We start from the raw sequence: 21163 nt of genomic DNA, 5'->3' as shown, positions 1-21163 counted from the left end.
GAAAAAGGACGCGATTCTAGCAGGCCTGGGCCCGCAAGGCTAAAGAGAAGGACGGATCAATTCCAGGCTGTGACGCTGGCCGGCCAGATAATCATCAATACAGCGAATGATCAGCTCGCTGCGCCAGTCGTCGCGCAGTTCCATCAGTTCGTCACGGGTCAGCCAGCGGGCGCGCAGGATGCCTTCGTCGAGTTGGTACTCCGGGTGGTGTTTCAGGGCCTTTGCGATGAAGCAGACCCGTTGATAGGTCACGCCATTGCTCGGGGCTGTGTACAGGTAGATGCCGACGATGCCGGTGGCTTCGACGTCCCAGCCGGTCTCTTCGAGGGTTTCACGCACCGCGGCTTCGGTCAGGGTTTCGTTCGGGTCGAGATGGCCGGCCGGCTGATTGAGCACAGCGCGACCGCCCTTGAGTTCTTCGACCATCAGGAAACGGCCATTGTCTTCAACGATCGTGGCGACGGTGATGTGGGGGAGCCAAGTCATGGAAAGCCTCTCGATTCAGGATGCAACGCGCTCTTCAAGCAGAATTGCGGTCAGTGTGGGAGGGGGCTTGCTCCCGATAGCAGTGTGTCAGCCAGTACATTTGAGCCTGACACTCCTCCATCGGGGGCAAGCCCCCTCCCACATTTGGATTCGGTTTCGTCAGGTGAACGCTGGAAACAGAAACCCCGGCGCAGGGCCGGGGCTTCTTTGCATCCTTACAACCTTACTTCAACTTGGCAATCGCCGCATTCAGCGTGTTGCTTGGGCGCATGGCCTTGCTGGTCAGCTCCGGGTTCGGTGCGTAGTAGCCGCCGATGTCCACTGGCTTGCCCTGTACGGCGTTGAGCTCGGCAACGATGGTTGCTTCGTTCGCGGCCAGGGTCTTGGCCAGTTCGCCGAACTGCGCTTGCAGTGCCGTGTCTTCGGTCTGGGCGGCCAGGGCCTGGGCCCAGTACAGCGCCAGGTAGAAGTGGCTGCCGCGGTTGTCGATGTTGCCGACTTTGCGCGATGGCGACTTGTTGTTGTCGAGGAACTGGCCGGTGGCCTGGTCCAGGGTCTTGGACAGGACCAGGGCTTTCGGGTTGTTGTACGTCACGCCCAGGTGCTCGAGGGACGCGGCCAGGGCCAGGAACTCGCCCAGGGAATCCCAGCGCAGGAAGTTTTCTTCCAGCAGCTGCTGCACGTGTTTCGGTGCCGAACCGCCGGCGCCGGTTTCGAACAGGCCGCCGCCGTTCATCAGCGGCACGATCGACAGCATCTTGGCGCTGGTGCCCAGCTCCATGATCGGGAACAGGTCGGTCAGGTAGTCGCGCAGTACGTTACCGGTCACCGAGATGGTGTCCAGGCCTTTACGGGTACGCTCCAGGGTGAACTTCATCGCGTCGACCGGGGCCATGATGCGGATGTCCAGGCCTTCGGTATTGTGGTCTTTCAGGTAGGCCTGAACTTTCTCGACCACCACGCCATCGTGAGCGCGCTGCGGGTCCAGCCAGAAGATGGCCGGAGTGTTGCTGGCGCGTGCGCGGTTGACGGCGAGCTTGACCCAGTCCTGGATCGGCGCGTCTTTGGTCTGGCACATGCGGAAGATGTCGCCCGCTTCGACGTTCTGTTCCATCAGCAGGTTGCCCTTGCTGTCGGTGACGCGGACTACGCCGTCAGCCTTGATCTGGAAGGTCTTGTCGTGGGAGCCGTACTCTTCGGCTTTCTTCGCCATCAGGCCAACGTTTGGCACGCTGCCCATGGTGGTGGGGTCGAAGGCGCCATTGGCCTTGCAGTCTTCGATGACCGCCTGGTAGATGGTGGCGTAGCAGCGATCCGGGATCACGGCCTTGGTGTCGTGCAGTTGGCCGTCGGTGCCCCACATTTTGCCGGAGTCACGGATCATGGCTGGCATCGAGGCGTCGACGATCACATCGCTCGGTACGTGCAGGTTGGTGATGCCTTTGTCGGAGTTGACCATCGCCAGCGAAGGGCGAGCGGCATAGACCGCCTGGATGTCCGCTTCGATCTGCGCCTGTTGCTCGGCAGGCAGGGCCTTGATGCGGGCGTACAGGTCGCCGATGCCGTTGTTCAGGTTGAAGCCGATCTGTTCCAGCACGGTCGCGTGCTTGGCCAGGGCGTCTTTATAGAATTCGGCAACGATCTGGCCGAACATGATCGGGTCGGAGACCTTCATCATGGTCGCTTTCAAGTGAACCGACAGCAGCACGCCTTGTTTCTTGGCGTCTTCGATCTCGGCGGCGATGAACGCGCGCAGGGCTTTCTTGCTCAGTACGGCGGTGTCGATGATCTCGCCGGCCTGTACCGAAGTCTTTTCTTTCAGGACGGTGGCGGTGCCGCCTTGAGCGATCAGCTCGATTTTGACAGCGTCAGCGGTTTCGATCTGTACGGCTTTTTCGCTGCCGTAGAAGTCGCCGTTGCTCATGTGGGCAATGTGCGACTTGGAGTCGGCAGCCCAGGCGCCCATCTTGTGGGGGTGCTTGCGTGCGTAGTTCTTGACCGACAGCGGTGCGCGGCGGTCGGAGTTGCCTTCGCGCAGGACCGGGTTCACGGCGCTGCCCTTGACCTTGTCGTAACGGGCACGGGTTTCTTTTTCCGCGTCGGTGGTTACGGTTTCCGGGTAGTCCGGCAGGGCGTAGCCCTGGGCCTGCAGTTCCTTGATCGCGGCTTGCAGCTGCGGGGTCGAGGCGCTGATGTTAGGCAGCTTGATGATGTTGGCTTCAGGCGTAACGGCCAGGTCGCCCAGTTCGGCGAGGTGGTCCGGGATAGCCTTGTCGCCCAGTTGCTCGGGGAAGCTTGCGAGGATGCGCCCGGCGAGGGAAATATCGCGGGTTTCCACGGCAATATCAGCGGAAGCGGTGAAGGCCTCTACGATAGGCAGCAGTGAATAGGTGGCGAGGGCTGGGGCTTCGTCGGTGAAGGTGTAGATGATCTTCGAGCGGGTGGGCATATTCGGATTAACTCTCTTCTTTGCTGAAAGCGTGCGCAGAAACTCGAGATGCGCCGGGTGGAGCGCGTTCGTTCAAAGTCATCCATGAGCGAAATGTCGAGGTTTCTTCGCGGTGATGTTGGGTTGCATCAGTCGAGCGTCAAGCGTTTGGACTATTGTAATAGTCCTGCTTTCTGGCTGAAGGCTACTGTCTAGAGCGGTCAACCGTCGTGACTCTTTGGTCAGCGGCGGCATTATACATAGGTCGCTATGCTTACGCTGAGCCTTCATACAAAAGGTGGGTCGTCCATTGGTCTAAAGGTCGCAGGGGGTGCGTGTGCGGCTAAAGTCGCACGCTGTGCTCAAGATTGGCGATTTTGCCTTTGCTTTCAGGCTAGTAGGCGACAATTTATGCTGTTTTCGATGCAAATGAGCATGGCGCAAGGTTTCAGTCGCCATTTATCTGGAGTAGGCTCGAACGCAGCCAGATGTTCAATCCATAGATGGAGTTCAGCATGGGATACAAGAAGATTCAGGTTCCGGCAGTCGGCGACAAAATCACCGTCAATGCAGACCATTCTCTCAATGTTCCTGACCAACCGATCATCCCCTATATCGAAGGTGACGGTATTGGCGTCGACATCAGCCCGGTGATGATCAAGGTGGTCGACGCAGCTGTTGAAAAGGCCTACGGCGGCAAGCGCAAAATCTCGTGGATGGAGGTGTACGCCGGCGAGAAGGCCACCCAAGTCTACGACCAGGACACCTGGTTGCCTCAGGAAACCCTGGATGCGGTCAAGGATTACGTGGTGTCCATCAAGGGCCCGCTGACCACCCCGGTCGGCGGCGGCATCCGTTCGCTGAACGTAGCCCTGCGCCAGCAACTCGACCTCTATGTATGCCTGCGCCCGGTGCGCTGGTTTGAAGGCGTGCCCAGCCCGGTCAAGAAGCCGGGGGACGTGGACATGACCATCTTCCGTGAGAACTCCGAGGACATTTACGCCGGCATCGAGTGGAAGGCCGGTTCGCCTGAGGCGATCAAGGTGATCAAGTTCCTCAAGGAGGAGATGGGCGTTACCAAGATCCGCTTCGACCAGGATTGCGGCATTGGTATCAAGCCGGTATCGCTGGAAGGCACCAAGCGCCTGGCGCGCAAGGCCCTGCAATATGTAGTGGATAACGACCGCGACTCGCTGACCATCGTGCACAAAGGCAACATCATGAAGTTCACCGAAGGTGCCTTCAAGGAATGGGCCTACGAAGTGGCGGCCGAGGAGTTCGGCGCGACCCTGCTCGATGGCGGGCCGTGGATGCAGTTTAAGAACCCGAAGACTGGCAAGAACGTGGTGGTCAAGGATGCGATTGCCGATGCCATGCTTCAGCAGATCCTGCTGCGCCCGGCTGAATATGACGTGATTGCGACGCTCAACCTGAACGGCGACTACCTGTCTGACGCCCTGGCGGCGGAAGTGGGCGGCATCGGTATTGCGCCGGGTGCCAACCTGTCCGACACCGTGGCCATGTTCGAAGCCACCCATGGTACGGCGCCCAAGTATGCGGGCAAGGACCAGGTCAACCCGGGCTCATTGATTCTCTCGGCGGAAATGATGCTGCGGCACATGGGCTGGGTAGAGGCGGCCGATTTGATCATCAAGGGCACCAACGGCGCGATTTCGGCGAAGACCGTGACCTATGATTTCGAGCGCCTGATGGAGGGCGCTACGCTGGTGTCGTCGTCGGGCTTTGGTGATGCACTGATCAAGCATATGTAAACAGGCAGAAAAACCGGCCGTGCTGATAACTCAGAATGGCCGGTTTAGCTCTCAAGACTTTGCCAAGTGGCTGGTCAGGCCCGTTGCGTTGTCGATTGCAGAGCAGGCGCTTCTGCTTTCGGCGCGTCTTTAGTAGCTTCTGGTGCTTTAATTTCTACGGCATGCTTGCCCTTGGGACCTTGAATGATCTCAAAGCAGACAGTCTGACCCGCTTTCAATGTCTTGTAGCCATCCATCTTGATTGCTGAGTAATGCGCAAAAAGGTCTTCAGCCTTGCCGTCTTCGTTAATGAAGCCGTAACCCTTGGCATTGTTGAACCACTTGACCTTACCACTAGCCATTCCCTTATCCCTCTGCACCAGACTCCATCACTGGAGTATCATCCCGTCTATCCGTCCTAACCCGAATAAATAAGGTTGACTGCGCGGACCTTTTTTACCCACTGTGGGCTCTATTGGTTGTAACACCGATTTGCTGATAGTCAAGGCGACCGAAGGGTCAGAGTTGAAAATCTGACAGCTCGCCCCCACCACTGTATTTGAACCACTGACGAACCTTTCTTTCCATGCATGCAAATAGCCAGATTCGACTAACATTCAATCAGGATCGCCCGGATCAGGAACATGACGACGACGGTTCTGCAGGCATTGCTGTTCAGGAGGCCAAGCCTGCTTTACAGGCGCCGCCGATGTACAAGGTGGTTTTGTTCAATGATGACTACACACCGATGGATTTCGTGGTCGAAGTGCTCGAGGTGTTTTTTAACCTGAACCGCGAGTTGGCGACCAAGGTAATGCTGGCCGTTCACACAGAAGGACGGGCAGTATGTGGAGTGTTTACCCGCGACATCGCCGAGACAAAGGCCATGCAGGTCAACCAGTACGCCAGGGACAGCCAGCATCCGCTACTCTGTGAAATCGAGAAGGACGGTTAACGCCGACCACTTGGGTATGAGGTGAAGCTATGTTAAACCGCGAGCTCGAAGTCACCCTCAATCTTGCCTTCAAGGAGGCTCGTTCGAAGCGTCATGAATTCATGACCGTCGAGCACCTGCTGCTGGCACTTTTGGATAACGAAGCTGCCGCCACCGTTCTACGTGCGTGCGGCGCCAACCTCGACAAACTCAAGCATGACCTGCAGGAGTTTATCGACTCCACCACGCCACTGATCCCCGTGCATGACGAGGACCGTGAGACCCAGCCGACCCTGGGCTTCCAACGGGTATTGCAGCGTGCTGTATTCCACGTACAGAGCTCCGGTAAGCGTGAAGTCACGGGCGCCAATGTGCTGGTGGCGATTTTCAGCGAACAGGAAAGCCAGGCCGTATTTCTGCTCAAGCAGCAGAGCGTTGCCCGTATTGATGTCGTTAACTACATCGCCCACGGTATCTCCAAGGTGCCTGGGCACGGCGATCATTCCGAGGGTGAGCAGGATATGCAGGACGACGAGGGCGGTGAGTCTTCCTCTTCAAGCAATCCGCTGGATGCCTATGCCAGCAATCTCAATGAGTTGGCGCGCCAGGGGCGGATCGATCCGCTGGTGGGGCGTGAGCTCGAGGTTGAACGTGTAGCGCAGATCCTCGCGCGCCGTCGCAAGAACAACCCGTTGCTGGTGGGTGAAGCGGGCGTGGGGAAAACCGCGATCGCCGAGGGCCTGGCCAAGCGTATCGTCGACAATCAGGTGCCGGACCTGCTGGCCAACAGCGTCGTTTACTCCCTGGACCTGGGCGCATTGCTCGCCGGGACCAAGTACCGTGGCGATTTCGAGAAGCGCTTCAAGGCGCTGCTCGGCGAGCTGAAAAAACGCCCGCAGGCGATTCTGTTCATCGACGAAATCCACACCATCATTGGTGCCGGCGCCGCGTCGGGCGGGGTGATGGACGCGTCCAACCTGCTCAAGCCGCTGCTGTCGTCGGGTGATATCCGCTGCATTGGCTCGACCACGTTCCAGGAGTTCCGCGGGATCTTCGAAAAAGACCGTGCCCTGGCGCGTCGTTTCCAGAAAGTCGACGTGTCCGAGCCTTCGGTTGAAGACACCATCGGCATCTTGCGCGGGCTCAAGGGCCGGTTTGAAGCGCATCATGGCATCGAGTACACCGATGAGGCCTTGCGTGCAGCCGCTGAGCTGGCGTCGCGCTACATCAATGACCGGCACATGCCGGACAAGGCGATCGATGTGATCGACGAGGCGGGGGCCTACCAGCGCCTGCAGCCGGTCGAGAAACGTGTGAAGCGCATCGATGTGCCTCAGGTCGAGGACATCGTGGCGAAGATCGCGCGTATTCCGCCTAAACACGTCAACAGCTCCGATAAAGAGCTGCTGCGTAACCTGGAACGTGACCTCAAGCTGACCGTGTTTGGCCAGGACGCGGCCATCGATGCGTTGTCCACCGCGATCAAGCTGTCGCGTGCGGGCCTCAAGTCGCCGGACAAGCCCGTGGGCTCGTTCCTGTTCGCCGGCCCGACCGGTGTCGGCAAAACCGAGGCGGCGCGCCAATTGGCCAAAGCCATGGGGATCGAGCTGGTGCGCTTCGATATGTCCGAATACATGGAGCGTCACACTGTGTCGCGCCTGATCGGTGCGCCTCCGGGATATGTCGGCTTCGATCAGGGCGGCCTGTTGACCGAGGCGATCACCAAGCAGCCGCATTGCGTGTTGCTGCTCGATGAAATCGAGAAGGCGCATCCGGAAGTCTTCAACCTGCTGCTGCAGGTGATGGACCACGGCACCCTGACCGACAACAACGGGCGCAAGGCGGATTTCCGCAACGTAATCGTGATCATGACCACCAACGCCGGCGCTGAAACCGCTGCGCGGGCGTCGATCGGCTTTACGCATCAGGATCACTCCTCCGATGCGATGGAAGTGATCAAGAAGAGCTTCACGCCGGAGTTCCGCAATCGTCTGGACACCATTATCCAATTTGGTCGCCTCAGCCATGAGGTCATCAAAAGCGTGGTGGACAAGTTCCTCACCGAGCTTCAGGCGCAGTTGGAAGACAAGCGCGTGCAGCTGGAGGTGTCGGAAGCGGCGCGCAGCTGGATTGCGGAAGGCGGCTACGACGCGGCAATGGGCGCTCGCCCGATGGCGCGTCTGATCCAGGACAAGATCAAGCGGCCGCTGGCCGAAGAAATCCTGTTCGGCGAGCTTTCCGACCATGGTGGCGTGGTGCACATCGATCTGAAGGACGGCGAACTGACCTTCGACTTCGAAACCACCGCTGAAATGGCCTGATCGTTCACTGCAATAACACAAAGGCGCCGAAAGGCGCCTTTTTGCTATCTGGAATACCATCACCAAAACGATGAAATTCCAATGTGGGAGGGGGCTTGCTCCCGATAGCGGTACATCAGCCACCCATGTACTGGCTGACCCACTGCTATCGGGAGCAAGCCCCCTCCCACAGTGGTTTTCAGGTGTCAGGTAAATCTCATGCACACAAAAACGCCCGGCAGAACCGGGCGTTTTGTATTGACTTGCTTAGCGAGCGCGGTAAGTGATGCGCCCTTTGCTCAAGTCATAGGGCGTCAGCTCGACGCGCACTTTGTCACCGGTAAGAATACGAATGTAGTTCTTGCGCATCTTGCCGGAGATATGCGCGGTTACGACGTGCCCATTTTCCAACTCCACACGAAACATGGTGTTGGGCAGGGTGTCGACGACAGTGCCTTCCATTTCGAAGCTGTCTTCTTTCGACATGCAGTAAAGCCCTCGGTATCCAGTGAATGGCCCGGTGCAACTGCGCCAGGCAAAAGCGGCGTGCATTGTGCCCGAAAAAGGGTGTTCAAGCCAAGGGGTTCTAGTTAAGCGTTACCCATCTTTGATTAATTAGCAGTTCAATGGGCCGATATTGGGTCTTGTAGTTCATCTTTTTGCAGTTCTTGATCCAGTATCCAAGGTACACCGCCTCCAGTTCCAGGCGCAGTGCTTCACCTATCTGCCAGAGAATGGCAAAGCGTCCCAGGCTGCGGCGCTCTTCGGCAGGCTCATAGAAGGTGTACACCGCCGACAGGCCGTTGGGCAGCAGGTCGGTGACCGCCACCGCCAGTAGCCGTCCGTCGAGGCGGAATTCGTAGAAGCGCGAAAAAGGCAGGTCACGCACCAGGAAGGTGGAGAATTGATCGCGGCTGGGCGGGAACATATCGCCGTCGGCGTGGCGCTGTTCGATGTAGCGTTGATAAAGATCGAAGTATTCTTCGCTGTACTGCGGTTTGACCGCATTTACCGTCAGGTCGGCGTTGCGCTTGAGAATGCGTTTCTGGTTGCGATCCGGCACAAATTGCGCCACCGGAATCCGCGCCGGCACGCAAGCGTTGCAGTTTTGGCAGTGAGGCCGGTACAGGTGATCGCCGCTGCGCCGAAAGCCCATCTCCGACAGGTCGGCGTACACATGCACGTCCATCGGTTGGCTGGGATCGAGGAACAGCGTAGTGGCCTGCTCGTCGGGCAGATAGCTGCAAGAGTGGGCTTGAGTGGCATAGAACTTCAAGCGCGCCAGCTCGGTCATGATCAACCCTCGGGATAAGCTTTGAAATAAGTGTAAGCCAGGTGCGCGAATGGCGCCTAAGAAACCCACGGCCCAGAGCTGGGCACGTCCAGATGATTGCGCAGCCACTGCGCAAACTCACTGCGCGGTATGGCGCGTGCGCCCAGGCTGTGCAGGTGGTCGTTGGGCATCTGGCAGTCAATCAGCACAAAGCCCCAGGCCTGCAATTGCCGGGTCAGCGTGGCGAAGCCGAATTTGGAAGCGTTGTCGGCGCGGCTGAACATCGATTCACCAAAAAACAATTGGCCCATCGCCAGGCCGTAGAGGCCTCCAACCAGCTCCCCCTGGTCCCACACCTCGACCGAGTGGGCGTAACCACGCTGATGCAACTCCAGGTAGGCGCTCTGGATGCCTTGCGTGATCCAGGTGCCATCGGCATAGGCGCGTGGCGCCGCACAGCCTTGAATAACCGCAGCGAAGTCCTGGTCGAAGGTCACGCGATAGCGCTGTTGGCGCAATAATTTGCCGAGGCTGCGCGAGACATGCAGCTCGTCGGGGAATATCACTGTGCGTGGGTCCGGCGACCACCAGAGAATCGGTTGGCCTTCGGAGAACCAGGGGAAGCAGCCGTGACGATAGGCCTGAATCAACCGTTCGGCTGAGAGGTCGCCGCCGGCGGCAAGCAGGCCGTTGGGTTCGCGCATGGCCTTGGCCAGTGGCGGGAATGTGAGGGTGTCGCGTTGTAACCAGGTCAGCATGGCATCCAGGCTTACGGAAGGGGAGGGGAGTGGCAGGTGGTTGGGCCTGCCCCAAGCGGTGATTATTGTCGACACAGCGCCACGGGGCCAGCCCGAATAGGTTTTCGGCGCGGATTAGCGTGTAAGGGTGTTTCTGCAACTCTGTGCATAAGGCGCGGTCGTAATCAGGTCTGACCAGTGCAGGCTATTTGCCAAGCTTGCCTGGTTTGCTAAATACAGCGCATAAGCCTTTGTCAGCAAAGACAATGCATGCTCAAATTGAACAGGCTGCAACACCTGGAGGGTTCACGCTACCGGGTGACGGGCAAGTGCGTGGCATCGCGCACGCAAACCCGTACAATGCGGCGATCGTGGCGTTATCGCCATTTCGCCTATGCGTTACGCAGTGTTAAAAGTAGATTCAGCAACATTCGTCATTTTTCAGCTGCTCGGGACAGAGCAGTCGTGTGCAGTCATTCAACAGATGGACGCGCTAAAAGGCGCAGGAAAAGACCCGTTTTGAAGAAATCCGCCGCAACACCCAAAGCAGCAGTCGTGCCGGCCTGGCGTCAGCACCTGCATTACCGACTCAAGGAAGGTGCGCTGATCGCTATCGGCGCGCTGTGCCTGTTCCTGATGATGGCCTTGCTCACCTATGGCAAGGACGATCCTGGCTGGAGCCATAACAGCAAAATCGACGACGTGCAGAATTTCGGTGGCCCCGTGGGTTCCTACAGCGCCGATATCCTGTTCATGATTCTCGGTTATTTCGCCTACATCTTCCCGCTGCTGCTGGCGATCAAGACCTGGCAGATCTTCCGCCAGCGGCATGAGCCGTGGCAGTGGAGCGGCTGGCTGTTCTCCTGGCGCCTGATTGGGCTGGTGTTCCTGGTGTTGTCCGGCGCCGCCCTGGCGCATATCCATTTCCACGCGCCCACCGGTTTGCCAGCGGGTGCGGGCGGGGCGCTGGGCGAAAGCCTGGGCGACTTGGCGCGCCGCACCCTGAATATCCAGGGCAGCACCCTGATGTTCATCGCGCTGTTTCTGTTCGGCCTTACGGTGTTCACCGACCTGTCTTGGTTCAAGGTAATGGACGTGACCGGCAAGATCACCCTCGATCTGTTCGAGTTGTTCCAGGGGGCCGCCAATCGCTGGTGGGCGGCGCGTGTCGAGCGCAAGCAAATGGTTGCGCAGCTGCGCGAAGTGGACACCCGCGTCAACGAAGTGGTGGCCCCCAGCACGCCGGACCGCCGCGAGCAGGCCAAGGTCAAGGAACGCCTGATCGAGCGCGAACAGGCCCTGAGCAAGCACATGTCGGACCGCGAGAAGCAGGTGCCGCCGGTGATCGCTCCCGCGCCGCCCAAGGCGCCCGAGCCAAGCCATCGCGTGCAGAAAGAAAAGCAGGCCCCGCTGTTTATCGACAGCGCCGTCGAAGGCACCCTGCCGCCGATCTCGATTCTCGACCCGGCGGAAAAGAAACAACTCAACTACTCGCCCGAATCCCTGGCGGCCGTCGGCCACCTGCTGGAAATCAAGCTCAAGGAATTCGGGGTCGAAGTGTCGGTGGACTCGATTCACCCAGGCCCGGTGATTACCCGTTACGAAATCCAGCCGGCTGCGGGCGTCAAGGTCAGCCGTATTTCCAACCTGGCCAAAGACCTGGCCCGTTCCCTGGCTGTGACCAGCGTGCGCGTGGTGGAAGTGATTCCCGGCAAAACCACCGTGGGTATTGAGATTCCCAACGAAGACCGCCAGATCGTGCGGTTCTCCGAGGTGCTGTCGACCCCGGAATATGACAATTTCAAATCGCCGGTCACCTTGGCCCTCGGCCATGACATCGGCGGCAAGCCGGTGATCACTGACCTTGCGAAAATGCCGCACCTGCTGGTGGCCGGTACCACCGGTTCCGGTAAGTCGGTGGGCGTGAACGCAATGATCCTGTCGATCCTGTTCAAATCCGGCCCGGACGACGCCAAGCTGATCATGATCGACCCGAAAATGTTGGAATTGTCGATCTACGAAGGCATTCCGCACCTGCTGTGCCCGGTGGTCACCGACATGAAGGACGCCGCCAACGCCCTGCGCTGGAGCGTCGCCGAGATGGAACGTCGCTACAAGCTGATGGCGAAGATGGGCGTGCGTAACCTGTCTGGCTTCAATGCCAAGGTCAAGGAAGCCCAGGACGCCGGCACACCGCTGACCGACCCGCTGTACAAGCGCGAGAACATTCACGACGAAGCGCCGCTGCTGACCAAGTTGCCGACCATCGTGGTGGTGGTCGACGAATTCGCCGACATGATGATGATCGTCGGCAAGAAGGTCGAAGAACTGATCGCGCGTATCGCCCAGAAGGCCCGTGCGGCCGGGATCCACTTGATCCTTGCGACCCAGCGGCCGTCGGTGGATGTGATCACCGGCCTGATCAAGGCCAACATCCCCACGCGCATGGCGTTCCAGGTGTCGAGCAAGATCGACTCGCGGACCATCATCGACCAGGGCGGCGCCGAGCAACTGCTGGGCCACGGTGACATGCTCTATATGCCGCCCGGCACCAGCCTGCCGATCCGTGTGCACGGTGCCTTCGTGTCCGACGATGAAGTGCATCGCGTGGTGGAAGCCTGGAAACTGCGTGGTGCACCGGAATATAACGACGAGATCCTCGCCGGCGTTGAAGAGGCCGGTAGCGGCTTCGACGGCGGCAGCGGCGGTGGCGACGATGACGCCGAAACCGACGCGCTGTACGACGAGGCCGTGGCGTTCGTGCTGGAAAGCCGTCGCGCCTCGATTTCTGCGGTGCAACGCAAGCTGAAGATTGGCTACAACCGCGCAGCCCGCATGATCGAAGCCATGGAAAACGCTGGCGTCGTCACCGCAATGAACACCAACGGCTCGCGTGAAATCATCGCCCCCGGGCAGATGCGCGACTGATCCCGCGCCGCGTGGCAGCACGCGGCGCGCCCTGATTACTCAATGAGGATTCCCATGCGCATTATCCGCATGCTGTTGTTGCCGGTACTGGCCCTGACCGCCGCTTCGGCTCACGCTGACCCGGCTTCGGTGGCCAGCCTGAAGAACCTGCTGGACAAATCCCAGACCCTGACCGCGCGCTTTTCCCAGCTGACCCTGGACGCGGGTGGCACCCAGTTGCAGGAAACCGCGGGTGAAATGGCTGTGCAGCGTCCTGGCCTGTTCTACTGGCATACCGAAGGCAAGGCCGAACAGACCATCGTTTCCGACGGCCAGAAAGTCACGCTGTGGGACCCGGACCTGGAGCAGGCGACCATCAAGAAGCTCGACCCACGGCTGAACCAGACGCCAGCGCTGCTGCTGTCGGGCGATGTATCGAAGATCAACGACAGTTTCGATATCACCTCCAAGCAAACCAGCAACGTGATCGAATTCACCCTCAAGCCAAAATCCAAGGACACGCTGTTTGACAGCCTGCAACTGTCGTTCGGCAACGGTGTGATCAATAACATGCGCCTGATCGACAGCGTCGGCCAGCGCACCGATATCCTGTTCTCCGGGGTCAAGGCCAACCAGCCGGTACCCGCCTCCAAGTTCAAGTTCGACATCCCCAAGGGTGCCGACGTGATCCAGGAATAAACTCCCCAGAGGTTTCAAACGCTGCCCATGGATCTGTTTCGAAGTGACCCGATTGCCCAGCCTCTGGCCGCGCGCCTGCGCTCGACCAACCTGGACGAGTACGTCGGTCAGGAACACCTGCTCGCTCGCGGCAAGCCCTTGCGTGAAGCCCTGGAGCAGGGTGCGCTGCACTCGATGATTTTCTGGGGGCCGCCGGGGGTGGGTAAAACCACCCTGGCGCGGCTGCTGGCCAAGGTCTCGGATGCGCACTTCGAAACGGTCTCTGCCGTGCTGGCCGGGGTCAAGGAGATCCGCCAGGCGGTTGAAATCGCCAAGCAGCAGGCCGGGCAATACGGCAAGCGCACCATCCTGTTCGTCGACGAAGTGCATCGCTTCAACAAGTCCCAGCAGGATGCGTTCCTGCCGTACGTCGAAGACGGCACGCTGATCTTTATCGGCGCCACCACCGAAAACCCTTCGTTCGAATTGAATAACGCGCTGCTCTCGCGGGCGCGCGTCTACGTGCTCAAGAGCCTGGACGAGGCGGCGATGCAGAAGCTGTTGCAGCGCGCCTTGACCGAAGACAAGGGGCTTGGCAAGCGCCAGCTGAGCGTCAGTGAAGAGGGCTTCAAGATCCTGCTCACCGCCGCCGATGGCGATGGCCGGCGGTTTCTCAACCTGCTGGAGAACGCCTCGGACCTTGCCGAAGATGGCGGCGAGATTGGCGTCGACCTGCTGCAAAGCCTGCTGGGTGACACACGCCGGCGTTTCGATAAGGGCGGCGAAGCGTTCTACGACCAGATATCGGCGCTGCACAAATCCGTCCGTGGCTCCAACCCGGACGGCGCGCTGTACTGGTTTGCGCGCATGATCGACGGCGGTTGCGACCCGTTGTACCTGGCGCGCCGCGTGGTGCGCATGGCCAGCGAAGACATCGGCAATGCCGACCCGCGCGCCCTGAGCCTGTGCCTGGCCGCCTGGGACGTGCAAGAGCGCCTCGGCAGCCCGGAAGGCGAGCTGGCGGTGGCCCAGGCCATTACCTACCTGGCATGCGCGCCCAAAAGCAACGCGGTGTACATGGGCTTCAAGTCGGCGCTGCGCGCGGCGGCCGAACACGGTTCGCTCGAAGTGCCGATGCACTTGCGCAACGCACCGACCAAGTTGATGAAGCAGCTGGGTTACGGTGACGAGTACCGCTATGCCCATGATGAGCCGGACGCTTACGCGGCCGGTGAAGACTACTTTCCCGATGAGCTGGAACCGTTGCCGCTCTATCAGCCGGTGCCCCGTGGCCTGGAGCTGAAAATCGGTGAGAAGCTCAATCATCTGGCCGCACTCGATCGTTTAAGTCCCAGGCAGCGGAGAAAGTCATGATTCCTTTAGTGGTCGCCGTCTCGGCGGGCGGTATCGCGGGTACACTGCTGCGCTTTGCGACGGGTAACTGGATCAACGCGAATTGGCCCAAGCACTTCTATACCGCGACGCTGGCCGTTAATATCGTGGGCTGCCTGTTGATCGGTGTTTTATACGGCCTGTTCCTGGTGCGTCCCGAAGTACCGATTGAGGTGCGCGCCGGACTGATGGTTGGCTTCCTTGGCGGCCTGACGACCTTTTCATCATTTTCACTGGATACCGTACGCCTGCTGGAAAGCGGGCAAGTGCTGCTGGCGATTGGCTATGCAGCTATCAGCGTATTCGGCGGGCTGCTCGCCACCTGGGCCGGCCTGTCCTTGACCAAACTTTGATAAACGAGAGACCGACATGCTCGATTCCAAACTGTTACGTAGCAACCTTCAGGACGTAGCGGACCGCCTGGCATCCCGTGGCTTTGCCTTGGATGTTGCGCGCATCGAAGCGCTGGAAGAACAGCGCAAGACCGTCCAGACCCGCACCGAAGCACTGCAGGCTGAGCGGAATGCGCGTTCCAAGTCCATCGGTCAGGCCAAGCAGCGCGGCGAAGACATCGCGCCGTTGATGGCGGACGTCGAGCGCATGGGCACCGAGCTGTCCGACGGCAAAGCCGAGCTGGACAAGATCCAGTCCGAGCTGGATTCGATCCTGCTGGGCATCCCCAACCTGCCCCACGAATCTGTGCCGATTGGCGCGGACGAAGACGGCAACGTTGAAGTGCGTCGCTGGGGCACGCCAAAAGCTTTCGATTTCGACATCAAGGACCACGTTGCCCTGGGCGAATTGACCGGCGGCCTGGATTTCGAAACCGCCGCGAAAATGTCCGGCGCGCGTTTCGCCCTGTTGCGTGGCCCGATTGCGCGCATGCATCGTGCCCTGGCACAGTTCATGATCAACCTGCACACCGCCGAGCACGGTTACGAAGAGGCTTACACCCCGTACCTGGTGCAAGCGCCGGCGTTGATGGGCACCAGCCAGTTGCCGAAATTCGAGGAAGACCTGTTCAAGATCAGCCGCGACGGCGAAGCCGACCTGTACCTGATCCCGACCGCCGAAGTGTCGCTGACCAATATCGTCGCTGGCGAAATCCTCGATGCCAAACAACTGCCGTTGAAATTCGTCGCCCACAGCCCGTGCTTTCGCAGTGAAGCCGGCGCCTCGGGGCGCGACACCCGTGGCATGATCCGCCAGCACCAATTCGACAAGGTTGAGATGGTCCAGGTGGTCGAGCCGTCCAAATCGATGGAAGCGTTGGAAGGCCTGACGGCCAACGCCGAGCGCGTCCTGCAGTTGCTGGAACTGCCGTATCGCGTGCTGGCGTTGTGCACCGGCGACATGGGTTTCAGCGCCGTGAAGACCTACGACCTCGAAGTGTGGGTGCCGAGCCAGGACAAGTACCGCGAGATTTCGTCGTGCTCCAACTGCGGCGATTTCCAGGCCCGACGCATGCAGGCGCGTTTCCGCAACCCGGAAACCGGCAAGCCGGAACTGGTGCACACCCTCAACGGTTCGGGCCTGGCGGTAGGCCGTACGCTGGTGGCAGTGCTGGAAAACTACCAGCAGGCCGACGGTTCGATTCGTGTGCCTGAGGTGCTCAAGCCTTACATGGCGGGCGTCGAGGTCATCGGCTAAATGGAATTTCTGCCGCTGTTTCATAACCTGCGCGGCAGTCGTGTGCTGGTCGTCGGCGGCGGGGAGATTGCCTTGCGCAAATCCCGCTTGCTGGCCGATGCCGGGGCGTTGCTGCGGGTGGTTGCTCCCCAGATCGAAGACCAGTTGCGTGAACTGGTGCTGGGCAGTGGCGGGGACCTGATGTTGCGCGGTTATCAGGAGACGGACCTCGACGGTTGCGTGCTGATCATCGCGGCCACCGACGACGAGCCACTGAACGCGCAAGTTTCCAGTGATGCCAAGCGGCGCTGTGTACCGGTCAATGTGGTGGATGCGCCGGCCCTGTGCAGCGTGATCTTCCCGGCGATCGTCGACCGTTCGCCATTGGTGATCGCGGTGTCCAGCGGCGGCGATGCGCCGGTACTGGCGCGCTTGATCCGCGCCAAGCTGGAAACCTGGATTCCGTCCACCTATGGCCAGTTGGCCGGGTTGGCGGCGCGTTTTCGTGCCCAAGTCAAAGGTTTGTACCCGGATGTGCAGCAGCGACGGGCGTTCTGGGAAGAAGTGTTCCAGGGCCCGATTGCCGATCGGCAACTGGCCGGGCAGGGCGATGAGGCTGAGCGTCTGTTGATCGAAAAGGTCAATGGCTCGCCGCCTTACGCGCCGGGTGAGGTGTACCTGGTGGGTGCAGGCCCGGGCGACCCGGACCTGCTGACCTTCCGCGCCTTGCGCCTGATGCAGCAAGCCGACGTGGTGTTGTATGACCGGTTGGTGGCTCCAGCGATCCTGGAACTGTGCCGCCGGGATGCCGAGCGCGTGTACGTCGGCAAGCGTCGCGCCGATCATGCCGTGCCGCAGGACCAGATCAACCAACAACTGGTGGACCTGGCCAAGCAAGGCAAGCGCGTGCTGCGCCTCAAGGGCGGCGATCCGTTCATTTTCGGGCGGGGCGGCGAAGAGATCGAGGAATTGGCGGCCCATGGCATCCCGTTCCAGGTGGTTCCGGGGATCACGGCGGCCAGCGGTTGCGCGGCGTATGCGGGCATTCCGTTGACGCACCGTGACTACGCGCAGTCGGTGCGCTTTATCACCGGGCACCTGAAGAATGGCACCTCGGACCTGCCCTGGCAGGACCTGGTCGGGCCGTCGCAGACCCTGGTGTTCTACATGGGCTTGATTGGCTTGCCGATCATCTGCGAGCAATTGATCAAGCACGGGCGCGCGCCGGATACGCCAGCAGCCTTGATTCAGCAAGGCACCACCGCCAACCAGCGCGTGTTCACCGGTACCCTGGCCGACTTGCCGCGCATGGTGGCGGAGCATGAAGTGCATGCGCCGACGCTGGTGATTGTGGGTGAGGTGGTGGTGTTGCGTGAGAAGCTGAAGTGGTTCGAAGGCGCTCAGGCCCAGGTCTGAGACCAATTGATCGTTCCCACGCTCTGCGTGGGAATGCCACCTTGGACGCTCCGCGTCACGCGGTACAGCTCAATGTAGACAAGTGACGCAGAGCGTCACGGGGTGCATTCCCACGCAGAGCGTGGGAACGATCAGTGTGGGAGGGGGCTTGCCCCCGATGAGGCCACCAGCTTCAGCCCATCATCCGGATCAGCTCCACACACCTTTGCCATTCAACCGCTTCCGATCATGCTCAACGTCAAACCGCTGCAGCGGCCCCTTCGGCACAATCCCCGTCGGGTTGATGGTGCGGTGGCTGGCATAGTAATGCCCCTTGATGTGTTCAAAATCCACCGTCTCGGCCACCCCCGGCCACTGATACATTTCCCGCAACCAATTCGACAGGTTTGAATAATCGGCAATCCGCCGCAGGTTGCATTTGAAGTGGCTGTAATACACCGCATCAAAACGAATCAGCGTGGTGAACAGCCGCACATCCGCCTCGGTCAGGTATTCGCCGGCCAGGTAGCGATGCTCGCCCAGGTGCTGTTCCAAATGGTCCAGCTCGGCAAACACGTCATCGAACGCACCTTCATAGGCCTGCTGCGAGGTGGCGAACCCCGCGCGGTACACGCCGTTGTTCACGGCCGGGTAGATGCGTTCGTTCAGCGTGTCGATGGTCGGGCGCAGTGCGTCGGGATAGAAATCCAGGGTATTACCGGTCAGCTCATCAAATGCGCTATTGAACATGCGGATGATCTCCGCCGACTCATTGCTGACGATGCGTTTGAGCTGCTTGTCCCATAACACCGGCACCGTGACACGCCCGGTGTAGTCAGCGGTATCAGCGGTGTAACGCTGATGCATGAAGTCGAAGCCGTCGAGCGCGTCGCCGCTGGAGCCGTGGGCCTTGTCGAAGGTCCAGCCGTTTTCCAGCATCAGCCAACTGACCACCGAGACGTCGATCAGGCTTTCCAGGCCCTTGAGCTTGCGCAGGATCAAGGTGCGGTGGGCCCAGGGGCAGGCCAGAGAGACGTAGAGGTGATAGCGACCCGCCTCGGCCTTGAAGCCGCCTTCGCCACTCGGGCCGGGCTGGCCGTCGGCGGTCACCCAGTGGCGGCGTTGCGCCTGTTCGCGCTGGAACGCGCCGTCTGCGCTACTTTCGTACCATTGGTCTTTCCAGTGTCCTTCAATCAGCAAACCCATGACTGGCTCCTTGGCTAATAAACGTTGGAGCCCAGTCTAAAGGGATGAGTTCGAACTAAAAGCGCAAAGACCGGAGGTGAATGATCGATTAAATCGATTTGTCTCGCGCGTCCCAGTACTGCCGGGCCAGTTCGAACGCCTGCTCCCGGGTGTGTCCGAGGCCGCGCAAGGCCAGGGCCATGGTCGCGATCAGCGCCAGTTGCGGGTAGCTGTCCTCGACCTCGCCACGCCACAGGGCGGTCAGGTGCTCAGGCTCCAGGCTCGCCGGTTTGACGTGGCGCTGAGCGGAGAGGGCGGGCCATTCTTCGTCCCAGCTCAGGCCACCGGTGGTGCCGTACAGGTGGCTGAGGGTGTCGGGGTTGATTTCGACTTCGCCACCATCGCCCTTGACCACAATCACGTTGTCGCCCAGCAAGCCACTGGCATCGCGGTGCACGCCCTGGTAACCCGGATGGAAGATGCTTTGCAGGCCGCAACGGGCATTCAGCGGGTTGAGCAAGCGGGCCAGCGAGTGGATCGGCGAGCGCAGGCCCAGGGTGTTGCGCAGGTCGATCATGCGCTGCAACTGAGGCGCCCAATCGCCCAGCGGGATAAACGCCAGGTTGCCTTGTTCATACGCCGCCTCGACCTGCTGCCAATTGCGGCACAGCGGTATCTGCAGACGCTCCAGCAGTTGCTCGGTGTATAGGCGGCCCGCCGTATGCGCGCCGCCGCCGTGCATGAGGATGCGTACGCCATTTTGCGCCAGGCATTTGGCCGCCAGCAGGAACCACGGCAAATGGCGCTTTTTGCCGGCGTAGGTCGGCCAGTCGATATCCACCTTCAAGGCGGGCGGATTCAAGCGCTCGCGCACCGCTTCGGTGAAACCGGCGAGCTCTTCCGGGCTTTCTTCCTTGTGACGCAACAACATGAGAAAGGCGCCCAGTTGGGTGTCTTCGACTTTTTCATCGAGCAGCATGCCCATGGCTTCCCGCGCTTCCTCACGGGTGAGGTTGCGCGCGCCGCGCTTGCCTTTTCCGAGGATGCGCACGAACTGCGCAAAGGGGTGCTCGTCAGGCGTTGAGAGGGTCAGTGGGGCAAAGTCGGTCATAAGCAATTCGTCGGCCTGGGCAGGCCCGCCAGCTTGGCGGCAAGTTTGGCGGGAGTGCCGTTGAACAGTTTGTTGAGGTGCAGGCTGTTGCCCTTGTCCGGGCCGAGGTTCAAGGCGACGTACTTGATCAGCGGGCGCGTGGCCGGCGACAGCTGATATTGCGCGTAAAAGCCGCGCAGCAGTTCGAGGATTTCCCAGTGGTCCGGGGTCAGTTCCAGCGATTCTGCGGCGGCCAGGGCGTCGGCAATCTCGGCAGACCACGCGTCGAGGTCGACCAGGTAGCCGTCCTTGTCCAGTTCGAGGGTGTGTGTGCCAACGGTCAGCGTATTCATAACCAGGTGTTGACCTTGTCATAGTCGATCGACAGCTGCACGAAGCCCGGATAATCCACGCTGTCGGCCCAGTCCGGCAAAGGCAGGTTGCGCGCCTGCATGTCTTCAGCCAGCACGAACACCTTCACGCCTTTGGTGTGCAGCGCCGGGTGGCGCAGGCCGTAGGCGCCGTCGCCGCACAGCAGGATCGCATCTGCGCTGGCACAGACGCGCAGGCAGCTGTCGAGACGGCTGTCGGTAAAGGGGGAGTGGGACACCACATGTAGAGTCGACATCAGAGGGTAATCACCTGGTTGTAACGGTCAATCAGTTGGGAAATGGCGTCAGGGGCCAACGGCTGCGCGCTGGCCGGCACACCCAGCCCGCGTTCGGCCAGGCTGTGGCTGCAGGCGAACACGTCATCGATGCCGAACAGGCCCAAGGCTTGCAGGTTGGCGCTCAAGTCCTTTTGTTGCACGGTCTTGGCGTCCTGGTGAGGTGCGAGCTGGAACACGCCGTCGTCCAGAAACAGCAGGCCGATCGGCAGATCGAACGCGCCACCGGCCAGCACGATATCCAGCGCTTCTCGCGCACTGGGGCCGGACCACGGTGCCTGGCGGCTGATCACCAGCAATGACTTGGCCAT

At 60.3% G+C, this 21163-nt stretch carries 20 protein-coding genes; 9 read left to right on the top strand and 11 right to left on the bottom strand.

All coding sequences use genetic code 11. From position 1 onward, the window contains the following. Positions 1–39: 39 nt before the first annotated feature. Positions 40–486 (bottom strand): NUDIX hydrolase, encoded by a 447-nt coding sequence (locus C4J90_RS15860; RefSeq protein ID WP_124363292.1) that lies wholly within the window; start codon positions 484–486, stop codon positions 40–42. A gap of 223 nt (positions 487–709) precedes the next feature. Then, positions 710–2935 carry an NADP-dependent isocitrate dehydrogenase gene (locus C4J90_RS15855; RefSeq protein WP_124420284.1) on the bottom strand — a complete coding sequence of 742 codons (2226 nt, stop codon included), beginning with the start codon at positions 2933–2935 and terminating at the stop codon, positions 710–712. Positions 2936–3429: 494 nt separating this feature from the next. Between C4J90_RS15855 and icd the strand changes: the two genes are divergently transcribed. Then, positions 3430–4686, top strand: a complete 1257-nt coding sequence (icd, locus tag C4J90_RS15850; protein ID WP_124363290.1) for an NADP-dependent isocitrate dehydrogenase — start codon at positions 3430–3432, stop codon at positions 4684–4686. A 74-nt stretch (positions 4687–4760) separates the two neighbouring features. Here the strand turns inward: icd and cspD are convergent, their stop codons facing one another. Then, complete coding sequence (gene cspD / locus C4J90_RS15845; protein ID WP_256658872.1) at positions 4761–5027, bottom strand: cold shock domain-containing protein CspD; 267 nt, start codon at positions 5025–5027, stop codon at positions 4761–4763. Between the two features lie 224 nt (positions 5028–5251). Between cspD and clpS the strand changes: the two genes are divergently transcribed. After that, on the top strand, positions 5252–5620 hold the full coding sequence (clpS, locus tag C4J90_RS15840) for an ATP-dependent Clp protease adapter ClpS (RefSeq protein WP_124363288.1): 369 nt from the start codon (positions 5252–5254) through the stop codon (positions 5618–5620). Positions 5621–5649: 29 nt separating this feature from the next. Then, a complete protein-coding gene (gene clpA / locus C4J90_RS15835; protein ID WP_124363287.1) occupies positions 5650–7920 on the top strand; it encodes an ATP-dependent Clp protease ATP-binding subunit ClpA in 2271 nt (756 codons plus the stop codon). 246 nt (positions 7921–8166) lie between these two features. On the opposite strand, the gene infA is transcribed toward clpA, so the two are convergent. The 3 genes from infA to aat form a co-directional block, all read right to left on the bottom strand. Beyond that, the gene (infA, locus tag C4J90_RS15830) at positions 8167–8385 is read right to left on the bottom strand and encodes a translation initiation factor IF-1 (protein WP_002553999.1); all 219 of its coding nucleotides are present in this window, start codon (positions 8383–8385) and stop codon (positions 8167–8169) included. 100 nt (positions 8386–8485) lie between these two features. After that, positions 8486–9193 carry an arginyltransferase gene (locus tag C4J90_RS15825; RefSeq protein ID WP_124363286.1) on the bottom strand — a complete coding sequence of 236 codons (708 nt, stop codon included), beginning with the start codon at positions 9191–9193 and terminating at the stop codon, positions 8486–8488. A gap of 56 nt (positions 9194–9249) precedes the next feature. Then, a complete protein-coding gene (aat, locus tag C4J90_RS15820; RefSeq protein WP_124367406.1) occupies positions 9250–9930 on the bottom strand; it encodes a leucyl/phenylalanyl-tRNA--protein transferase in 681 nt (226 codons plus the stop codon). A 498-nt stretch (positions 9931–10428) separates the two neighbouring features. On the opposite strand from aat, the gene C4J90_RS15815 reads away from it, so the two are divergent. From C4J90_RS15815 to cysG, 6 genes are read left to right on the top strand one after another with little or no spacing between them, the layout of a single operon-like run. Continuing rightward, entirely contained in the window at positions 10429–12837 is a 2409-nt protein-coding gene (locus tag C4J90_RS15815) for a DNA translocase FtsK (RefSeq protein WP_124363284.1), read from the top strand. Between the two features lie 54 nt (positions 12838–12891). Then, the gene (gene lolA, locus C4J90_RS15810) at positions 12892–13515 is read left to right on the top strand and encodes an outer membrane lipoprotein chaperone LolA (protein WP_124363283.1); all 624 of its coding nucleotides are present in this window, start codon (positions 12892–12894) and stop codon (positions 13513–13515) included. Between the two features lie 27 nt (positions 13516–13542). After that, positions 13543–14868: a replication-associated recombination protein A gene (locus C4J90_RS15805; RefSeq protein WP_124363282.1), complete on the top strand. Its 1326-nt coding sequence runs from the start codon at positions 13543–13545 to the stop codon at positions 14866–14868. Then, entirely contained in the window at positions 14865–15239 is a 375-nt protein-coding gene (gene crcB, locus C4J90_RS15800) for a fluoride efflux transporter CrcB (protein WP_124363281.1), read from the top strand. Before C4J90_RS15805 ends, crcB begins: the two co-directional genes overlap by 4 nt. Before the next feature lie 16 nt (positions 15240–15255). Beyond that, complete coding sequence (serS, locus tag C4J90_RS15795; protein WP_124363280.1) at positions 15256–16536, top strand: serine--tRNA ligase; 1281 nt, start codon at positions 15256–15258, stop codon at positions 16534–16536. Continuing rightward, complete coding sequence (gene cysG / locus C4J90_RS15790; protein ID WP_124420282.1) at positions 16537–17931, top strand: siroheme synthase CysG; 1395 nt, start codon at positions 16537–16539, stop codon at positions 17929–17931. Positions 17932–18120: 189 nt separating this feature from the next. Here the strand turns inward: cysG and C4J90_RS15785 are convergent, their stop codons facing one another. From C4J90_RS15785 to tusC, 5 genes are all read right to left on the bottom strand, one after another. Next, a complete protein-coding gene (locus C4J90_RS15785; RefSeq protein ID WP_124420281.1) occupies positions 18121–19116 on the bottom strand; it encodes a glutathione S-transferase family protein in 996 nt (331 codons plus the stop codon). A gap of 88 nt (positions 19117–19204) precedes the next feature. Then, a complete protein-coding gene (locus C4J90_RS15780) occupies positions 19205–20206 on the bottom strand; it encodes a glycosyl transferase family protein (protein WP_124420280.1) in 1002 nt (333 codons plus the stop codon). Then, positions 20203–20538, bottom strand: coding sequence for a TusE/DsrC/DsvC family sulfur relay protein (locus tag C4J90_RS15775; protein WP_124420279.1), 336 nt, complete (start codon positions 20536–20538; stop codon positions 20203–20205). The genes C4J90_RS15780 and C4J90_RS15775 overlap by 4 nt, the downstream gene beginning before the upstream one ends. After that, positions 20535–20813 (bottom strand): sulfurtransferase complex subunit TusB, encoded by a 279-nt coding sequence (gene tusB / locus C4J90_RS15770; RefSeq protein ID WP_124363275.1) that lies wholly within the window; start codon positions 20811–20813, stop codon positions 20535–20537. Before tusB ends, C4J90_RS15775 begins: the two co-directional genes overlap by 4 nt. After that, complete coding sequence (gene tusC / locus C4J90_RS15765) at positions 20813–21163, bottom strand: sulfurtransferase complex subunit TusC (RefSeq protein ID WP_124420278.1); 351 nt, start codon at positions 21161–21163, stop codon at positions 20813–20815. The genes tusB and tusC overlap by 1 nt, the downstream gene beginning before the upstream one ends.

The sequence above is a fragment of the Pseudomonas sp. R2-60-08W genome (assembly GCF_003852335.1).
GTDB lineage: Bacteria > Pseudomonadota > Gammaproteobacteria > Pseudomonadales > Pseudomonadaceae > Aquipseudomonas.
Note: the sequence above shows the minus strand (reverse complement) of the source record. Positions and strands in the feature narration are given on the sequence as shown.